Here is a 17,161-nt window from a genome sequence, read left to right as displayed (position 1 = left end):
CGGCGCTTCTGCTTCAGCTGGTGATGTAGCGCTGCAGGTGCTCGATCTGCTCGGCCTGCGCGTCGATCACGGCCTTGACCAGATCGCCGATCGAGATCACGCCGACCACCGCATTGGCCTGTACCACCGGCAGATGGCGGATGCGGCTGTCGGTGCACAACCGCATGCAGTCGAACACGTCGGTATCCGGACTGACGGTCAGTGGTTCGCCGGTCATGATGTCGGACACGGCTGTCTGTGACGAGGAGCGGCCCTGCAGGATCACCTTGCGTGCGTAGTCGCGTTCCGAGACCACGCCGACCAGTCGTTCGCCGTGCATCACCAGCAGCGCGCCGACCCTGTATTCGGCCATGCGCTTGATCGCTTCGAGTACCGGTGCATCCGGCGCAATGCTGAAGATCGTGTTGCCCTTGCTTTCCAGCAGATGCTTGACCTGGCTCATGCTTGGATCTCCCGCCGGCCCTTGGGTGGGCCGTCTGTGAAGAGTCTAACGCCGGCATCGGTCTGGCGTGTAGTGAGGCCGTGAAGCCGCGCGGCAGCAGCGATCCTCAGTGTGGATTGCGTGGCAGACGTTGTTCCTCGATGAAATACAGCGGTCGCTGCTTGCTCTCGGCATAGTTGCGGCCGAGGTATTCACCGATCACGCCGAGCGCCAGCAGCTGCACCCCACCAAGAAACAGGATCACCAGCATCAGCGTCGGATAACCACGTACCGGATCGCCGTAGAACAACGACTTGACCAATACCATGATGCCGTAGACGAAGGCCAGCCCTGCCGAGGCCAACCCTACCCAGGTGGCCAGCCGCAAGGGCGCGGTGGAGAACGAGGTGATGCCCTCGATCGCCAGTTGGCCCAGGCGCCAGTAGTTCCACTTGGTCGTGCCACCCTGACGCGGTTCGCGCAAGTAGCGCACCGACGTCTGTCGGTAGCCGATCCAGCTGAACAGGCCTTTCATGAAGCGCTGCCGTTCGCGTAGCTGACCCAGTGCGTCCAGCGCGCGACGCGAGAGCAGGCGGAAGTCGCCGGTGTCGCGCGGAATGGCGGTATCCGACAGTCGCTCCATGCTGCGGTAGAACGCTGCCGCGGTGAACCGCTTGAAACCACTCTCGCCTTCGCGTGCGCTGCGTGTGGCATAGACCACGTCATGGCCAGCCTGCCATTGCTCGACCAGACTGGGGATCAGCTCGGGCGGGTCCTGCAGGTCTGCATCGATCACCACCGCCGCGCCCGTGGTGACGGCGTCGAGTCCGGCGGTGAGTGCTGTCTCCTTGCCGAAATTTCGCGAGAGCTTGAGCGCCCCTGTGCGTGGATCGGTGGCGATCAGTGTCTCGATGATCGACCAGGTGTCATCACCGCTGCCGTCGTCGACGTAAAGCACACACAAGTCCAGTGGCAAAGAGTCCAGCACTTTGCCGAGCCGCCGGTGGAATGTCTCCAGTACGGCCGATTCGTTATAGGCGGGGACGACGACGGTGAGTTGCGGCATGAGCACAGCCAGCGGAAGAAGCGTTCATGCTAACCAACCGCGAGCTGTCCGGCGAGAGTGTTGTTCAACGTGTCCGGTGAGGTGGTATGTGGCCTGCGACGTAGGCCGGACCGCCAAGCTGCTCCATCTGCTGCTGGATCCAGCCTGCACGGCGCAGCACGTAGGCGCTGGGTCGATCCACGTGAAGAAGGCGCGGATTGGGCAGCACGGCGGCCAGTCGCGCCGCCTGCGCCTGGTCGAGCCGCGATGGCGAGGTATGGAAGTACGTCTCACTGGCAGCGCCCACGCCATAAACGCCATCGCCCAGCTCGGCGATGTTCATATAGACCTCAAGGATGCGCTGCTTGGGCCAGCTCAGCTCGATCAGCACGGTGAAATAGGCTTCCAGACCCTTGCGCACGAAGCTGCGTCCGTTCCACAGGAACAGGTTCTTGGCCGTCTGCTGGCTGATCGTGCTGGCTCCACGCAGGCGCCTGCCGTCATCGGCCGCGTCGATCGCGTTCTGGATGGAGTCGAAGTCAAAGCCGTGATGGTATGGAAATTTCTGGTCCTCGCCGGCCACCATCGCCAGCGGCACCCAAGTCGACACCTGACTCCATGGAACCCAGTGCTGACGCAGCTGGAAACCATGTTCGCCGTGGATCGTCGCACCGAGCCGTCGTTCGAGCATGATGGCGGAAGTCCACGGCGGCACGAAGCGCAGTACCAATACCAGCAACCAGCTGATGGCCAGCCAGGCCAGGACCAGCAGGGCCAGTGCACGCAGCAGGCGGGTCAGCGGGTGGCGACGGAACAAGGCTGGCATGGAAGTAGGCTGCGGAAAGTCCAGCCAGTATAAGGGCGTTGTTACGAACGCCCCGTGCCCCCATCTGTGGCGCCTGACCCCAAGAGTGCACTGCCGTGGAAAACCTGCCCGTCGACGATGTGTTGCACCGCTTCCTGCTGGAACGTGCCGGTGTGCGGGGTGTCCTGGTAAAGCTGGGCCCGGCCTGGCGCGAGGTGGCGGGTCGTGCGGAGTACCCGCCGGCCGTGCATGCGCTGCTTGGCGAAACGCTGGCGGCCAGCGCGCTGTTGACCGGAAACATCAAGCTGGATGGCGCGCTGTCGATCGAGCTGAAGAGCAGCGGCGCGCTGCGTCTGCTGTTTGCCGAGTGCACCGACCACGGTCGTTTGCGCGGTCTGGCGCGCTGGAATGAACCGTTGCCTGAATCGCTGGCGTTGCATGCGCTGCCTGATGCGGGCATGGCGATCACCATCGGCAATGTGGAGCGTGGCCAGCGCTATCAGGGGCTGGTCGAGCTGCAGCATGCCGGTGTTGCCGAGGCGCTGGAAAATTACTTCGTTCAGTCCGAGCAACTGCCGGCGCGCATCCTGCTGGCTGCCGACAGTGAGCATGCGGTGGGTCTGATGCTGCAAAAGCTGTCCGACGAGGGTGGTCATCATGCGGCGCAGGATGACGACGCCTGGAATCGCGTCGTGCACCTCACCGCGACGCTGAGTGCGGAGGAATTGCTGGCAAGCGTACCGGAGCAGTTGCTGTACCGGCTTTATCATGAGGAATCGGTGCGCCTGTTCGAGCCGCGCACGCTGGCGTTCGGCTGCAGCTGCAGTCGCGAGCGGGTGACCGGGATGCTGCGCTCGCTCGGTCGCGACGAAGTGGAGGCGGCATTGGCGGCACGTGGTGACGAGATCGAGGTGATCTGTGAATTCTGCGCGCAGCGCTATCACTTCGACCGCATCGATGCGGAGCTTTTGCTCAGCCAGAACGTGGTGCCCGCTGCACCGGATACTACGCAGTGATGACCGTGGATCGGCTTGACGGGACTAGCCGTCACTCAGGCCGGAAGTAAGGAATTTTTCTTGCCCAGCCAGACTCGGGCTGGCTGCGACTCGGCAAACAAAAAGCCCTGACCAAAGCGGCAGCCGACACGGAGCAGGGCCCGCCGCTGCGATTCCTTCTCGATGCCTTCGGCAATCACCTTCATCTGCAGCGAGTCGGCCAGCACCTGGATCGCACGCACCAGCGCCAGCCCCTGGGTTTCCTCGTCACCTTCCGGCAGTTCGGTGATGAAGGAGCGGTCGATCTTCAGCGTCTCGAACGGGTATTGGTGCAGGTAGCTCAGCGAGGAGTAGCCGGTGCCGAAGTCATCCAGTGCGACACGGATGCCGTGACTGCGCAGATTCTTCAGCATCTGCTTGACCTGGGTCGGATTCTCAAGCAGTGCATGCTCGGTGACTTCGATCCGGATGCAGTGGGTTGGCACGGCATATTGCTCGAACAGTGCTAGCAACCGCTGGTCGAGGTCGGCGGAACGGAAGTGCCGGCCGGAAACGTTGATGCTGACGAAGCCCTCGGTGCCGATCAGGCGTACAGCCTGGGTGCAGACCTGTTCGAAGATCTGCCAGTCGATCGCCTCGGCGCAGCCGCACTCCTCGGCGATGAGCAGGAAATCATGCGGTGCCAGCAGGCCGCGCTCGGGATGATGCCAGCGCAGCAGCGCCTCGTAGCCGACGACACGACCGTCGGCGAGTTCCACGATGGGCTGGTAGAACGGCTCGAATTCGTTGCGACTGAGCGCGTGGCGCAGGTCGCTTTCCATGTCCAGCAGCGACAGTGCCTCACGGCGCAGGCGGTCGTCGAACAACGCGGCGCGATGGCGGCCACCATCTTTCGCGTTGTACATCGCCGCGTCGGCATCGCGCAGCAGTTCTTCCGGCTGCCGGTAGTGTGGACTGGACAGCGCAATGCCGATCGAGGCGGAGGTGAAGATTTCCTTGGTGCCTAGCCGGAAAGGCGTCTGCAGCTCGTTGATGATGCGATCGGCAATCAGCGTGGCTTTGCCGGTGTCGCTGATGCCTTCCAGCAGGACAGCGAATTCATCACCGCCAAGGCGTGCGACCACGTCCCGGGTCTTCAGGCAGGCGCGGATACGTCCACCAACCTGGAACAGCAGGTCGTCGCCGACCAGGTGGCCAACCGAATCGTTGATCACCTTGAAGCGGTCCAGATCGATGAACAGCACGGCGAACTGTTCGTTTGGATTGGCGGCGCAGCGCTGCATCGACTGTTCCAGCCGCTGCAGCAACAGTGTGCGATTAGGCAGTCCGGTCAGCGAGTCGTGCAGCGTTTCGTATTTCAATCGGCGCTCGACGCGCTCGCGCTCGGCAATCTGCTCGCGCAGGTCGCGATTGGCCAGCGCCAGTGCCCGGGTACGCTCGGTCACCCGGCGTTCCAGCCCGGCATAGGCCTGTTTCAGTGACGACGCGGCGTGCTTGCGTTGCAGTGCATTGGCGATGTGGTAGCTGACGAAGGTCAGCAGTTCCTGATCGCGCTCGTTGTAGGTGTGTTCCGGCGAATAGCTCTGCAGCGCCATCACGCCCATGGATTTGCCGCCCCAGATCAAGGGCACGCCAAGCCAGCACACCGAACGCGTACCGAAGTGGCTGATTTCGCCCAGGGCCACCAGACGATCGATTTCCTGGGAGTCGGCCAGCAGTGGCTTGGCGTGGCGCAGCACGTATTCGGTGGCGCCACGGCCGTGGGCGCGTGGCGGCCGCACGCTGTCGACATCGTCCACCGAGTAAGGGAAGGTCAGGTGTCCGCTCTCTTCGTCGACCAGCGCGATATAGAAGTTGCGTGCGTAGAGCAGGCCACTGATTACCTGGTGCATGGACGCGTAGAATTTTTCCAGACTCTCCGAGGTATTGGCTAGCTCGGCAATGCGGAACAGGGCCGCCTGCAATCTTTCGCCGCGCTGGCGTTGCAGGACCTGCTGGCGCAACACGCGATTGGCTTCCCGCAATGCAGCGGTGCGATCGGTGACCCGGCGCCCCAGTTCGATATGCGCCTCGTGCCGTTCCAGTGCGGTCTGCACATGCTGGGCCACGTAGTTCAGCAGCTCCAGGTCATGCTGGGAATAATGGGTATCGGCGCGGTAGCTTTGCACCACAATGCCGCCCGCCACGCGTTCGCCACGCAGCAGCGGTACACCGAGCCAGTGTTCGCAACTGGGTCCGACCAGGACGAAGCGATCGCCGAATTGCTGCCTCAGCTCGTCGATCGAACCCATCAGCGGACGCCCTTCCTGCAGCAGATTCCAGGTCAGGCTGTGCAGCATGTCGTGCAGCGGCATATCCTGATCGGGCGGGGGCGGGTCGTTGTCGGCGATATCGACGTAATAAGGAAAGCGAACCGTGTCGGTCGCCGAGTCGTACAGCACGATGTAGAAATTCTCGGCATACATCAGGCTGCCCACGATGGAGTGCAGCGAGTGCATCATTTCGGGCATGTCATGCCCCGATCCGGCCTGTTCGGCAATCGCGTAGAGCGCACGCTGCAGTCGTTCGGCCAGCGCGAGGCGCGAAATGGCCTCATACAGCCGACTGGTTTCTGCCAGCTGGTGCAATCGGGTAGCCGCCAGTCGTCCCAGCCAAGCCAGCTGTGCGCGCATGTCATCGGGCAACGGCAGGCCCGTCGCTTCCAGCGTGAGCATCCGCGAGCCTTGGGGATCTTCCGCCAGGTCGAGCAGGCTACCCGGGAGATGGCTGGGTTGCTCGTCCATGCGGCGCCAGCGCAACCTGCCGTGGATACCGAGACTGCCCAGCATGTGCTCGCAGATTTCCATCATGCTGGCAGCGTCGGCGGCCTCGAACAACCGTTCAACCGTCCTGTACAAGGCCGCAAGATCCCGCTCCGCCGAGGGCGGCTGGGGTGAACGGATCGTTGGGGTGGCGCTCATTGGCGGTGGCTGGTTCCGGGACGATCTGGCAGGATCGACGTCGAGCGCCTTTATAGCGTGTAAGTCGGCCTTGTCGCCAGCGATCTTGCGCCAGGAACCTGCGCATGGCTTGGCCAGTCCTAGCCGGGAGCACGCATATTTTTGTGCGTTGTGGCAGGTTTGGGGGTGTTAGCAAAATGTAAAACTAGGGTATACTTTATTCCGAATTCCGTACTTGAATGAGTGGTTTGCCAAGACCATGCGCCGCCTCACAGCCCTGTTGCTGACTTTCCTGTTGCCGCTAGCCGCGGCCGGGCAGTCTGTGGGCGGAGACAGCACACAGGCTCAGCGCCTGCTCGCGCAGCCGCCAGATCAGTTGACTGAAGTCCAGCCTGGTGTGGTCGTGCCGTTGTGGCGCAGCCGTGATGGCCATCTGCTGGCGCTCAAGGCAGATAACAGCAGCGGCGCCGATGCCTTGCGCCTGAATTCCCCGCTGGCACTCCATGTCGTCGACGCGGCTACAGTCATGACGACGGGTCTGCAATACGGGCTGGGCCCGAACCTGCAGGCGCAGGCTGCGGTCAGTCAGAGCTCATGGGTCAATCAGCCGATTCGGGTCATCGGCAGCGAAGTGGGTGCCACCTACGCGGCCGGGCGTTACAGTCTGGGTGTGAGTGTCGGTTCCACCAGCACTCCCGACAACAGCGCGGCATTGCCGCGCGTGCTGCCCAGTGTTGTGCCGAGCGTTGATGGCTTGTCCGGCTTCGACAGCAGCTCGCAACTCAATGCACGTGGCCGGCTTGCCTTCGGCAGCACCAGCGGCATCGACCTTGGTGCCAGCGTCGGACGCATTCATCTGCTGCCGGGCAACCTGCTCGGCGTCAATACTCTGGATCAGAAGGCACTCAGCTTTGGTGTCGACCATGGTGTGGTAAGCGGTGTCCTGATCGGACGCACCATGCAGCCGGAGGCTGGCATTCCGGGCGGTTTGGGTCCGGACCGACGCTGGAACAGCATCGATCTGGGCGTGACCTGGCGCTTGCCATGGCGTGGCTCGCTGAGCGTCGGCGCACAGAACCTGTGGTCGTCTGGAACACCGGCCAACACACCGGCGGGACCCGAGCCGGATCAATCACGTACGCCATACGTGCAGTATCATCAGGACCTCTGATACAGCGTAGCGCTGGTTCGGTTCCGGATAATTTGACGCCACCGCTCATGCGGTGGCGTTTTCGTTGGTGATGACTGAGCAGCCTGATCTTACCGATCTTAATTCTGCTTGCGGATGCGCAGGTCGCCACTGAAGGTTTCGACGTTGATTGTGCCTTGACCATCGCCAAGGCGGGCATCCAGGCTACTTCCGGGTCCATGTTCTGGCTTTTGCGGTGTGCCGAAATCGCTGCGCAGGTCACCGCTGAAGCTGCTGGCGTGCAAGCGGCCCGACGTGGCCGCGGGTAGTTGCAGCTGCACATCGCCGCTCATGCTATCAATGCCGAGCTTGCCGCCGGCAGCCAGCGCTCCGCCCAGCTGCACACTGCCGGATACCGTGCTGAGCGTCAGGCTCTTCCACGGGCCGCCATCGGCCTGGATGCGACCGGAGATGGTCTGCAGCTTCGCATCGCTGCCAAGCGCAGGGGCGAGGATGTCGCCGCTGACGGTTTGCAGATCAGCCTTGTCGGCATGCCCGGCCAGCTCGATGTTGCCACTGACGCTCTCCACTTTCAGTGTCGGCGCGCGCGCATTGATGCGAGTCCTGCCACTGACCGTGTTGACGGCGATGCTGCCGCCTTCGATGCCGTCGATGACCAGCGGCGCGCTGACCACACCGACATCGAGCGACGCAGCCTTGGGCACGTGCAATTCCAGCGTGCTGGATCCCATCCTGCTGTCACCGCTCCAGTTGAACAAGCCGGAGCTGCCCTGTGGTTCGACCTTGATCGCCAGATTGCTGCTGGTGCCGGTGATGGCCAGCGGCTTGGTACCGTCGCCAAGCTGACCGCGGACTTCGACTTCGTTGCGGTCCCATGCAATCACGGTCACCGAACCAGCGACGTTGCTGACACTGATGTGAGCCGTCGAGGTGGCGTCGTGGTTGAGCTGGATCGGTGTGCTGGCCAGCGCCCGGCCAACGCATAGACACAGGAGCAAGGGAGCATAGTAACGGGCGGTTCTCATGGTCATTCCTGGGTTCAGCCGGCTTGGCCAGCCAGTTGGCGTAGTTGCATCTGTTGGTGTTCGGTACGGTCAAGCAAACGCTGCAATGCGGGTGAGTCGGGTGCCTGCTGGATGGCCAGCTGCAGCTCCATATGCGCGGCGTCCAATTCGACCGCGGCGCCAGCAAGACGCGGATCAGCAGGCTTCCATGGGATCGTCGCGGTACTGGCCAGCGGGGCCGCAGCTGGTGCATGCCGCAGTGCATGCCAGCCGATTGCGCCGGCCAGCAGTACCGACGCGGCAAGACCGGAAGCGATCAGCCAGCGCAGCGGGCGAGCGGGCTGCCGCGTGGGGAGGGTAGTGACGCGTGCAGTATCGGTAGCGTCCAGCGCGGCGTCGATCGCAATCCACAGGTCACGTAGTGGCGCGAGTGGCTGATGCAGATCGCGCAGTTGCCGGCGCCATTCGAATTCGTTCATGACCTTTCTCCCAATACCTTGCGCAGCAGACTGCGGGCACGATGCAGTTGCGCTTTCGACGTACCGATGGCCATGCCGAGCTCGCTGCCGATCTCCTCGTGCCGCCAGCCTTCGATGTCGTGCAGTACCAGCACGGCGCGTGCCCGCGGCGGCAACTGGCCGATCGCGCGCTCCAGTTCCTCGCGCTCGGCAGCGCAGAATGGTGTCTCGCCGGAATCCGGCAGCAGATCGTCGTCGAGCATGCTGACCGGGTCGGCGTTGCGCGCACGGATGTCCATCAACGCCAGGTTTACCGCCAGCCGGTACAGCCATGTGCCGAACGCACTCTCGTGACGAAATCCGGGCAGCTTCTGCCAGGCACGGATGAACGCGTCCTGGGTCAGATCCTCCGCACGGGCACGGTCATAGCCGGCAAGCCGATAGACCGCGCCATGCACACGATCCACGTGCAGCCGGTACAGCCGCTGGAACGCCTGGCGATCACCGGCCGCCGCGGCGCATACGTCATCGGTGTCGTTGGCTCCCGACGAGGCAGGCGACATGGAGCTTCCAATGGCAGGGCAGGCGGCGATCATCTTGCCAGCTTGGATGCGTGGTCGCGCGAAAGGGTTTGCACCATGCTTGCGATACCGATGGAATCACGCCCGCACAGACCAGTCATGCGAACTGGTCTGTGCAGGCACCCGCATTCGGTCAGGAAGCCGCTGCTTCCCGTTTGGGTTGGTCGGCGGCCGCAGCGAGCGCGCTGGCCACGCGCTGCTGTTCCCGGCGCAAATGCCCTGGCAGGCGTGTTCCGAAGCTGTCCAGATATTCGCCGATGGCGGCAAGCTCGACTTGCCAGCCGGCATTGTCCACGTCGAGCAGCTCGCCGAAATGGGCACGATCGAGCGCGAGTCCGTCCAGCTTCAGTTCGCCGGGGCCCGGCAGGATGCCGATCGGCGTCTCGATGCCTGGGACGCGGTTATCGACGCGGTTGATCATCCATTCCAGCACGCGCAGGTTGTCGCCAAAGCCCGGCCACAGGAACTTGCCATCCGCACCCTTGCGGAACCAGTTGACGTGGAAAATCTTCGGCAGCCTGGCGCCGGGTCGATCAAGCGACAACCAGTGCGCGAAATAGTCGCCGTAGTGATAGCCGCAGAACGGCTTCATCGCCATCGAGTCGCGGCGCAGCACACCGACGGCACCGGTGGCGGCGGCCGTGGTCTCCGAACCCATCGCGGCACCCATCAGCACGCCATGCGTCCAGTCGCGCGCTTCCATCACCAGCGGCAGCAGTGAAGGACGGCGGCCACCGAAGACAATGGCACTGATCGGCACGCCTTGCGGCGCCTCGGCCTGTTCCGACCAGGTCGGGCACTGCCTTGCGCTGACCGTGAAGCGCGAGTTCGGGTGTGCCGCCGGGCCGTTGGCTGGATCGTATGGACGCCCCTGCCAGTCGGTGACCGGCGTGCCGGGCAAGCCCTCCCACCATGGCTGGTTGTCGGCGGTGACGGCGACATTGGTGAAGATGGTGTCGTGCGCGATGCTCTTCAGCGCATTCGGATTGGTTGCGTCGCTGGTGCCTGGTGCCACGCCGAAGAAGCCGGCTTCCGGATTGATCGCATACAGGCGTCCATCTTCGCCGGGACGCATCCAGCAGATGTCGTCACCCACGGTCCATACTTTCCACCCATCCTGGCGATAACCTTCCGGTGGTATCAGCATGGCGAGGTTGGTCTTGCCGCAGGCGGACGGGAATGCAGCGGCGACGTAATGCGTCTCGCCCTGCGGGTTCTCGATGCCGACGATCAGCATGTGCTCGGCCAGCCAGCCTTCGCTGCGAGCCTGGTGACTGGCGATGCGCAGTGCGTGGCACTTCTTGCCCAGCAGGGCATTGCCGCCGTAGCCGGAACCGTAGGACTTGATCGACAGCTCTTCCGGGAAGTGCATGATGAAGCGGCGCTCCGGATCGAGTTCGCCGGTGGAATGAAGGCCCTTGATGAAGCGACCCTCGCGCTCGATCCGAGCCTGCGCGGCGGCGCCCATGCGGGTCATGATCTTCATGTTGGCGACTACATACGCGCTATCAGTGATCTCCACGCCGCAGCGGGCCAGCGGAGAATCGATCGGCCCCATGCAGTACGGGATCACGTACATCGTGCGACCTTCCATGCTGCCGTCGAACAATGCGTCGATCTTCGCGTGCGCCTCGGCTGGATCCATCCAGTGGTTGTTCGGACCAGCGTCTTCCTCCTGCGGGTGGCAGACCAGGGTGAGATGTTCGACACGGGCCACATCGGTGGGATGGGAGCGGTGCAGATAGCAGCCGGGATGGGTTTGCTGGTTCAGCTCGATCAGGGTGCCATCGGCCAGCATTTGCTGCACGAGCAACCGGTATTCCGCATCGGAGCCATCGCACCAGTGGATCTTCGCGGGGCGGGTCAGTGCCGCCACCTCGTTCACCCAGCGCTCGAGTGCTTCCAGCTTGCTCGCCATCGTGTCCCTCTAAGGTCTTAGGAAAAAAAGGAACCGGAACGGTAGTTTGCAGCAACTGGTATTGCAAGGCTTCATGCAACAAAAACGGCGCCAGATGGCGCCGTGCGGGCATTTTGTGAGGTCCGTCAGGCCGGAATCAGGGTCGCGATCATGTGTTCGACGTAGGCGTCGAATTCCTCATGGTTGATCCGCGGCAGACCCAGCGTGAAGTTCAGCTGCAGGAAGCCGACATAGGCGGCATAGGTCAGCCGCGCGCGGTTCAGTGCCTGGGGTGCCGGCAATCCGGCTTCGCGATAGGCGGTGGTCAGGAACTCCATCCGTCGTTGCGAGACACGCGCCATCACCGGCACCACCTGCGGATGGTCCAGTGCCTTCAGCAGGGCGGCATAGACGCGATGCGGCTGCAGTTCATGCGCGACGCGACGAAACAGCTCGGGCAGGCGCTTGCGTGGGTCGGCAATTTGCTCGATCTGGCCGAGCACTTCGCGCTCGCCGTATTGCTCCCAGCGCTCCAATGCGGCTTGCAGCAGTGCTTCGCGGGTACGGAAATGCCAGTAGAAGCTGCCCTTGGTTACGCCAAGCTGTCGCGCCAGGGCCTCCACGGCCAAGGCGCCGACGCCTTGTTCGGCGATCAGATGCAGGGCGGCGAGTTCCCAATCTTCGGCGGACAGGCGGGTGCGTTCTGGCTTGCTGCTCACATTCATTCGCGTATGGTAGCGATACCCTGCCGGTTTGTAATCTGCGGAGTACAAGGTGCCTGAAATGAATGGATATTTGGTGCCGGCAAACGACGCGATGCGAGCAGGTGTTGACGACGCTTGTCCAGGCGATCCATACTCGTCCGTATGGTGACTTCTGCAAACAACCTGGCTGTGCTCGATCGTTTTCCGGTTTCGGATCTGGCGCTGGCGGTGGAAACACGTAACCCGGCCGGCCGGCCGGCGCTGCTGTTTGCACATGGTTTCGGCCAGACCCGTGGTGCATGGAATGGCGCTGCCGCGGCCTTGGCTGAGGCGGGCTGTCGCTGCGTGACGTTTGACAGCCGCGGCCACGGCGAGAGTGATCGCGTGGTCGGCGCGGACTCTGGAAGTGGTTATCACATGAACCAGTTTGCCGACGATCTGTTGCGGCTGGCCGCAGCCCAGCCGCAACCACCGATCCTGGTGGGCGCCTCGATGGGTGGCCTGCTCGGGATCGTGATTGCCGGCGAGATGCATCCGCCACCGTTCCGTGCGCTGGTGCTGGTCGATATCACGCCGCGCTGGGAAACCGCGGGAGTGGAACGCATCCTGGCCTTCATGCAGGCGCATCCGGACGGTTTTGCCGATTATGCCGAGGCGGCCGAACAGATCGCCGCCTACCTGCCGCAACGGCGCGAGCGCAAGAGCGAGGAACAACTGCGCCCGCTGCTGCGTGAAGGCGCCGATGGCCGGCTGCGCTGGCACTGGGACCCAGCCCTGCTGGCTGGCGATCTGGTGCAGGAGAGCGAACGCTACCAGCCACGCCTGCAGGCCGCTGCGGTGGAGATCGACGTGCCGGTGCTGCTGCTTTCGGGCGCGCGCAGCGACGTGGTGTCGCGCACCACCGTCGACGAATTCCTGCAGTTGGTACCGCATGCACAGCATGTGGAACTGCCGCATGCCACGCATATGGTGGCGGGCGACGCGAATGATGCGTTCACGCGCGAAGTCGTCCGCTTCGTGCAAAGTCTGGATCCAATCGCTGACCGGCTGCATGCCGGCGCTGTTCAATCGTGATGAGGTGCTCAAGATGTCCGTGATACTGACCCTGCTGGCGGCGCTGATTGCCACCGGCGCCTGTGCCTACCACCGCAGCAGCCTGCGCACCTGGGCGATCGCCACGATCGCCACCACGCTGGTGGTCGGTCTGATCGCGCATGCGCCGTGGACGACGATCATCTTGCTGATCATCGAACTGGCCATCGCGGTACCGTTGCTGCTGGTGGATTTCCGCCGCCGGCAGATCAGCGCGCCACTGTTGAAGCTGTTCGCGAAAGTCACGCCGAAATTGTCCGAGACCGAGCAGACCGCGCTGGAAGCCGGCACGGTCGGTTTCGAAGGCGAACTGTTCTCCGGCAAACCGGACTGGCACGAACTGCTGAAGCAACCCAAGCCCGAACTGAGCGTGGAGGAGCAGGCCTTCCTCGACGGCCCGGTGGAAGAACTGTGCGGCATGATCGACGACTGGCAGATCACCCACGAGCTGGCCGACCTGCCGCCGAACGTGTGGGAGTTCATCAAGAAGAACCGCTTCTTCGGCATGATCATCCCGAAGCAGTACGGCGGCCTGCAGTTCTCCGCGCTGGCGCATTCGGCGGTGCTGCAAAAGCTGGCGACGATGTCGGCCACGGTGGCCTCAACCGTCGCGGTGCCGAACTCGCTCGGGCCGGCTGAGCTGCTGCTGCATTACGGCAGCGATGAGCAGAAGAATCACTATCTGCCACGCCTGGCCGTGGGCGAAGAGATCCCCTGTTTCGCACTGACCGGCCCGTATGCCGGCTCCGATGCCACCTCGATTCCCGACTTCGGCATCGTCTGCAAGCAGACCGTCGACGGCGTCGAGACGATCGGCATCAAGCTCACGTTCGACAAGCGCTACATCACGCTGGCGCCGGTCGCCACCGTGGTCGGCCTGGCGTTCCGCATGTATGACCCCGAGCATCTGCTCGGCGAGAAGGAAGATCTTGGCATCACGCTGGCATTGCTGCCGCGCTCGACGCCGGGCCTGCAGATCGGTCGCCGCCACTTCCCGTTGAACGTGCCGTTCCAGAACGGTCCGATCCACGGCAAGGACATGTTCGTGCCGCTGTCCACCCTGATCGGTGGCCCGCACATGGCCGGTCACGGCTGGCGCATGCTGGTCGAGTGTCTGTCAGTCGGTCGCGCGATTTCGCTGCCGTCCAACGCCACCGGCGGTGTGCGTGCAGCAGTCGCGTCGGTCGGCGCATATGCACGCATGCGCAAGCAGTTCGGCCTGGCAATCGCCCGCTTCGAGGGTGTGGAAGAGGCATTGGCGCGCATCGGCGGCCTGACCTACGCCACGGCCGCACTGTCGCGTGCCACCGCCGCCGCGGTCGATCGCGGCGAGAAGCCGGCCGTGCCGTCGGCGATCGCCAAGTATCACGCCACCGAATGGGGTCGGCGCATCGCTGGCGACGCGATGGACGTGCTCGGCGGCAAGGCGGTCCAGCTCGGCCCGAAGAACTACGCCGGTCGCGCCTGGGAAGGCGTGCCGATCGCGATCACGGTGGAGGGCGCCAACATCATGACGCGCAGCCTGATGATCTTCGGCCAGGGCGCGATCCGCTGCCATCCGTACGTGCTGAAGGAAATGCAGACGCTGGCAATCCCCGATCGCGGCGAGCAGTTGAAGACCTTCGATCGCCTGCTGTTCGGTCACATCGGATTCGGCCTGTCCAACGCGGTGCGCAGTTTCGCGATGGGTCTTACCGGCTCGCGTATCGGCGAAGCTGCAGGTGATGCGTATACGCGCCGCTACTACCGCAAGCTCGATCGCTATTCCGCTGCGCTGGCGCTGTGTGCCGATGTCTTCATGGGCGTGCTCGGCGGCAAGCTGAAGTTCAAGGAGAAGCTGTCCGCGCGTCTTGGTGATGTATTGAGCTATCTGTACATCGCCAGCGCCATGCTCAAGCGCTACGAGGACACCGGTCGGCCGGAAGCGGACCGTCCGCTGCTGGCCTGGGCGTTCCACGAGTGCGTATGGAACATGCAGATGGCGCTGGACGGCGCGATCCGCAATTTCCCGGTGCGCCCGGTGTCCTGGTTGCTGCGCGTGCTGGTGTTCCCGTTCGGTCGCCGCGAAGTGCCGCCGTCCGATCGCCTGGGTCGTCGCGTCGCTGCGCTGATCACCGCGCCCAGCGAGGCGCGCGATCGCCTGCTGGAATGGGTGTACCTGACGCCGACGGCGAACAACACGGTAGGCCGCATGCATGCCTTGCTGCCGGACGTGATCCTCGCCGAGCCGGTCGACCGCAAGTTCGCCAAGGCGCAGAAGAGCGGCCAGTTCAAGTCACACGATTACCTCGACCAGCTGGTCGAGGCCGAGCAGGCCGGCGTGATCAATGCCATCGAAGCCGCGTTGCTCAAGCGCGTGCGCGAAGGCGTGTTCGAGTTCATCTCGGTGGACGACTTCGAGCCGGACGAGCTGCGTGCGTTCAAGACGCGTGCCGACGAGAAAAAGCTGGCCAACGCTGCGTAGTTCTGACCCTGCAGGCAGCCCGCGTTGAATGTCTTTCGCATGACATCCGATGCGGGCTGTTTGTTTTCTGGTGGCTTTCCGTCGGGAGAATGGCCGATGAGTGCGTCCGTGCTGTCGCTGTACCGCCGTATGACGCGCTGGCCGACAGGTCATTGGATCTTCTCGCGTCTGGTCTGTCTCAAGGCGCCTTACTTCGCCACGATCGCGCCACAGTTCGTGGCGCTGGAGCCGGGGCGTTGCGAAGTGCGCATCCGTGACCGGCGGCGCGTGCACAACCATATCGGCACGGTACACGCGATCGCACTGTGCAATCTGGCCGAGCTCAGCGCCGGGGTGATGACCGATGCGAGCATTCCGTCAGACATGCGCTGGATTCCCAAGGGGATGAGCGTCGAGTACCTGAAAAAAGCAGTGGGTACCTTGCACGGCATCGCTACACCTGAGCTTGCAGCCCGTGCCTCGGACGAGGGTTATGAATGGCCGGTCGGCGTGCAGGTCACCGATGCCGCCGGCGAGGTGGTTTTCCATGCGCGCGTCCTGATGTGGGTGTCGCCACGCAAACACGCCTGAGCATGCAGACGGCCTGATGCCGTTGTTTGTGGCGCGAACGGTCAGCTCGCCAGCACGCAGCGGTTCTTGCCGCCACGCTTGGCCTCGTACATGGCGCGGTCGGCGGTCTGGATCAGCTGCTCGTCGGCATCGGGGTGATCACTGGGCAGATAGGGTGCGATGCCGATGCTGGCGCCAATGCGGACATCCACCGAACGGCCGTTGACGCGCAACATGTAGGGTTCGCCCAGCGTCACGCACAGCTTCTGGCAGAGTTGCAACGCCAGTTGTGGGTCCTCGATGTCCTCCAGAATCAGCGCGAACTCGTCGCCACCGAGCCGTGCCACGGTGTCGTTGCCGCGCAGGTGGGCCGACAGCCGTGCAGCGATTTCCTGCAGCAGTGCATCGCCGGCAGGGTGGCCATGGGTGTCGTTGACATCCTTGAAGCCGTCGATGTCGATACAGGCCAGCGCGAAGTGGTCATGGTGACGATGCGCGCGCTGGATCGCGACATGCAGGCGATCCTGGAACAGCACGCGATTGGGCAGGCCAGTCAGCATGTCATGGCTGGCCTGATGGCGGATCATGGCCTCGATCAGCTCGCGTTCGGCAATCTCCTGGACTAGCTGTTGATTGCGTTCGGCCAGTTCGGCCATGGTCTGCTGCAGTTCGGCACGCGCTGCGTACAGTTCCAGAAATACGCGGACCTTGGACTGCAGGATCACGTCGTTGATCGGCTTGGCGATGTAGTCGACTGCACCGGAGCGGTAACCCTTGAGCCGGTTCGGATCGTCGGCATAGGCCGCCGTGACGAAGATGATCGGCGTCTCGCGCAACTGCTCGGCCTCGCTGAGCAGGGCAGCCACCTCGAAGCCGTCCATGTCGGGCATGTTGACGTCGAGCAGGATCAGCGCGAACTGATGATCAAGGCACAACGCCAGGGCTTCGTTGCCGCTGCGTGCCTCGAAGATCTGCGCCCCACTTTGCGCAAGCAGGCGGCGCATCGCCACCAGGTTGGCGTGCGTATCGTCGACGACCAGGATTTTCGGCAGCATGG

At 63.5% G+C, this 17,161-nt stretch carries 15 protein-coding genes; 5 read left to right on the top strand and 10 right to left on the bottom strand.

What is annotated here, in order from left to right:
- Positions 1-13: 13 nt before the first annotated feature.
- The 3 genes from B0E51_RS16160 to mtgA form a co-directional block, all read right to left on the bottom strand.
- Positions 14-442 (bottom strand): CBS domain-containing protein, encoded by a 429-nt coding sequence (locus B0E51_RS16160; protein WP_077445907.1) that lies wholly within the window; start codon positions 440-442, stop codon positions 14-16.
- Positions 443-548: 106 nt separating this feature from the next.
- Positions 549-1,487, bottom strand: coding sequence for a glycosyltransferase family 2 protein (locus B0E51_RS16155; protein ID WP_077445906.1), 939 nt, complete (start codon positions 1,485-1,487; stop codon positions 549-551).
- Positions 1,488-1,551: 64 nt separating this feature from the next.
- Positions 1,552-2,292: a monofunctional biosynthetic peptidoglycan transglycosylase gene (mtgA, locus tag B0E51_RS16150; protein WP_077445905.1), complete on the bottom strand. Its 741-nt coding sequence runs from the start codon at positions 2,290-2,292 to the stop codon at positions 1,552-1,554.
- A 95-nt stretch (positions 2,293-2,387) separates the two neighbouring features.
- Between mtgA and B0E51_RS16145 the strand changes: the two genes are divergently transcribed.
- Positions 2,388-3,287: an Hsp33 family molecular chaperone HslO gene (locus B0E51_RS16145; protein WP_077445904.1), complete on the top strand. Its 900-nt coding sequence runs from the start codon at positions 2,388-2,390 to the stop codon at positions 3,285-3,287.
- Between the two features lie 35 nt (positions 3,288-3,322).
- On the opposite strand, the gene B0E51_RS16140 is transcribed toward B0E51_RS16145, so the two are convergent.
- Positions 3,323-6,226 carry an EAL domain-containing protein gene (locus B0E51_RS16140; protein ID WP_077445903.1) on the bottom strand — a complete coding sequence of 968 codons (2,904 nt, stop codon included), beginning with the start codon at positions 6,224-6,226 and terminating at the stop codon, positions 3,323-3,325.
- Between the two features lie 238 nt (positions 6,227-6,464).
- Between B0E51_RS16140 and B0E51_RS16135 the strand changes: the two genes are divergently transcribed.
- A complete protein-coding gene (locus B0E51_RS16135; RefSeq protein ID WP_077445902.1) occupies positions 6,465-7,376 on the top strand; it encodes a hypothetical protein in 912 nt (303 codons plus the stop codon).
- Positions 7,377-7,474: 98 nt separating this feature from the next.
- Here the strand turns inward: B0E51_RS16135 and B0E51_RS16130 are convergent, their stop codons facing one another.
- The 5 genes from B0E51_RS16130 to B0E51_RS16110 form a co-directional block, all read right to left on the bottom strand.
- A complete protein-coding gene (locus tag B0E51_RS16130; RefSeq protein ID WP_077445901.1) occupies positions 7,475-8,380 on the bottom strand; it encodes a DUF4097 family beta strand repeat-containing protein in 906 nt (301 codons plus the stop codon).
- Between the two features lie 14 nt (positions 8,381-8,394).
- On the bottom strand, positions 8,395-8,838 hold the full coding sequence (locus B0E51_RS16125; RefSeq protein ID WP_077445900.1) for a hypothetical protein: 444 nt from the start codon (positions 8,836-8,838) through the stop codon (positions 8,395-8,397).
- A complete protein-coding gene (locus B0E51_RS16120) occupies positions 8,835-9,380 on the bottom strand; it encodes a sigma-70 family RNA polymerase sigma factor (protein WP_077445899.1) in 546 nt (181 codons plus the stop codon). The genes B0E51_RS16125 and B0E51_RS16120 overlap by 4 nt, the downstream gene beginning before the upstream one ends.
- 151 nt (positions 9,381-9,531) lie before the next feature.
- Positions 9,532-11,316: a phosphoenolpyruvate carboxykinase (GTP) gene (locus tag B0E51_RS16115; RefSeq protein WP_077445898.1), complete on the bottom strand. Its 1,785-nt coding sequence runs from the start codon at positions 11,314-11,316 to the stop codon at positions 9,532-9,534.
- Positions 11,317-11,441: 125 nt separating this feature from the next.
- On the bottom strand, positions 11,442-12,020 hold the full coding sequence (locus tag B0E51_RS16110) for a TetR/AcrR family transcriptional regulator (RefSeq protein WP_077445897.1): 579 nt from the start codon (positions 12,018-12,020) through the stop codon (positions 11,442-11,444).
- Positions 12,021-12,161: 141 nt separating this feature from the next.
- Between B0E51_RS16110 and B0E51_RS16105 the strand changes: the two genes are divergently transcribed.
- The 3 genes from B0E51_RS16105 to B0E51_RS16095 all read left to right on the top strand — a co-directional run bounded on the left by B0E51_RS16105 (position 12,162) and on the right by B0E51_RS16095 (position 16,125).
- Positions 12,162-13,073, top strand: coding sequence for an alpha/beta hydrolase (locus B0E51_RS16105; protein WP_077445896.1), 912 nt, complete (start codon positions 12,162-12,164; stop codon positions 13,071-13,073).
- A gap of 13 nt (positions 13,074-13,086) precedes the next feature.
- A complete protein-coding gene (locus B0E51_RS16100) occupies positions 13,087-15,555 on the top strand; it encodes an acyl-CoA dehydrogenase (protein WP_077446071.1) in 2,469 nt (822 codons plus the stop codon).
- Positions 15,556-15,651: 96 nt separating this feature from the next.
- Positions 15,652-16,125, top strand: coding sequence for a hotdog fold domain-containing protein (locus B0E51_RS16095; RefSeq protein WP_077445895.1), 474 nt, complete (start codon positions 15,652-15,654; stop codon positions 16,123-16,125).
- 41 nt (positions 16,126-16,166) lie between these two features.
- On the opposite strand, the gene B0E51_RS16090 is transcribed toward B0E51_RS16095, so the two are convergent.
- Positions 16,167-17,159 carry a diguanylate cyclase gene (locus B0E51_RS16090; RefSeq protein WP_077446070.1) on the bottom strand — a complete coding sequence of 331 codons (993 nt, stop codon included), beginning with the start codon at positions 17,157-17,159 and terminating at the stop codon, positions 16,167-16,169.
- Positions 17,160-17,161: the final 2 nt, after the last annotated feature.

This window comes from Rhodanobacter sp. C05 (assembly GCF_002001165.1).
Taxonomy (GTDB): Bacteria; Pseudomonadota; Gammaproteobacteria; order Xanthomonadales; family Rhodanobacteraceae; genus Rhodanobacter.
The sequence above is the reverse complement of the archived record's forward strand: the minus strand, read 5'-3'. Positions and strand labels throughout refer to the sequence as shown.

Bases quoted from the DNA above. Each gene is read 5' to 3' on its own strand.
- B0E51_RS16160 (WP_077445907.1), bottom strand. From the start codon at position 442: ATGAGCCAGGTCAAGCATCTGCTGGAAAGCAAGGGCAACACGATCTTC.
- B0E51_RS16155 (WP_077445906.1), bottom strand. From the start codon at position 1,487: ATGCCGCAACTCACCGTCGTCGTCCCCGCCTATAACGAATCGGCCGTA.
- mtgA (WP_077445905.1), bottom strand. From the start codon at position 2,292: ATGCCAGCCTTGTTCCGTCGCCACCCGCTGACCCGCCTGCTGCGTGCA.
- B0E51_RS16140 (WP_077445903.1), bottom strand. From the start codon at position 6,226: ATGAGCGCCACCCCAACGATCCGTTCACCCCAGCCGCCCTCGGCGGAG.
- B0E51_RS16135 (WP_077445902.1), top strand. From the start codon at position 6,465: ATGCGCCGCCTCACAGCCCTGTTGCTGACTTTCCTGTTGCCGCTAGCC.
- B0E51_RS16130 (WP_077445901.1), bottom strand. From the start codon at position 8,380: ATGAGAACCGCCCGTTACTATGCTCCCTTGCTCCTGTGTCTATGCGTT.
- B0E51_RS16125 (WP_077445900.1), bottom strand. From the start codon at position 8,838: ATGAACGAATTCGAATGGCGCCGGCAACTGCGCGATCTGCATCAGCCA.
- B0E51_RS16120 (WP_077445899.1), bottom strand. From the start codon at position 9,380: ATGTCGCCTGCCTCGTCGGGAGCCAACGACACCGATGACGTATGCGCC.
- B0E51_RS16115 (WP_077445898.1), bottom strand. From the start codon at position 11,316: ATGGCGAGCAAGCTGGAAGCACTCGAGCGCTGGGTGAACGAGGTGGCG.
- B0E51_RS16110 (WP_077445897.1), bottom strand. From the start codon at position 12,020: ATGAATGTGAGCAGCAAGCCAGAACGCACCCGCCTGTCCGCCGAAGAT.
- B0E51_RS16105 (WP_077445896.1), top strand. From the start codon at position 12,162: ATGGTGACTTCTGCAAACAACCTGGCTGTGCTCGATCGTTTTCCGGTT.
- B0E51_RS16100 (WP_077446071.1), top strand. From the start codon at position 13,087: ATGTCCGTGATACTGACCCTGCTGGCGGCGCTGATTGCCACCGGCGCC.
- B0E51_RS16095 (WP_077445895.1), top strand. From the start codon at position 15,652: ATGAGTGCGTCCGTGCTGTCGCTGTACCGCCGTATGACGCGCTGGCCG.
- B0E51_RS16090 (WP_077446070.1), bottom strand. From the start codon at position 17,159: ATGCTGCCGAAAATCCTGGTCGTCGACGATACGCACGCCAACCTGGTG.